Genomic DNA, 374 nt, shown 5'->3' on the forward strand with positions numbered 1-374 from the left:
GGACAACGCTGTGAGCGCCTTCCCGGATCTACCGGCAGGCCGGCGGATTCCATAAGATTTGTTCTGCGCCGTGTTACTACGATCGCAACAGATCACCACCCGTGCCTCTCAACCCAGTCCTTCGACCATAGGAATCACCATGGCCAACGCTATCATCGAATCCCTTGTGAGCCGTCGTACCATCAGTCTGTACGACCCTGCCTTTACCGTGGGCGACGATCAGATCCGCGAGTTGGTAAGAGTCGCCACCACTGCGCCGACATCCTTCAACTTGCAGAACTGGCGCTTCATCGCAGTGCGCACGCCTGAAGCCAAGGCGCGCCTGCGGGTCGTTGCCTGGGACCAGCCCAAGATCACCGATGCCTCCGTTACCT

At 59.1% G+C, this 374-nt stretch carries 1 protein-coding gene; it reads left to right on the forward strand.

What is annotated here, in order from left to right; all coding sequences use genetic code 11:
* Positions 1-139 precede the first annotated feature (139 nt).
* Positions 140-374: nitroreductase family protein (locus tag AC1DDH_RS20805; protein WP_476956267.1), on the forward strand; the 235-nt coding region annotated here is incomplete at its 3' end.

The organism is Arthrobacter sp. 10T425, assembly GCF_056393985.1.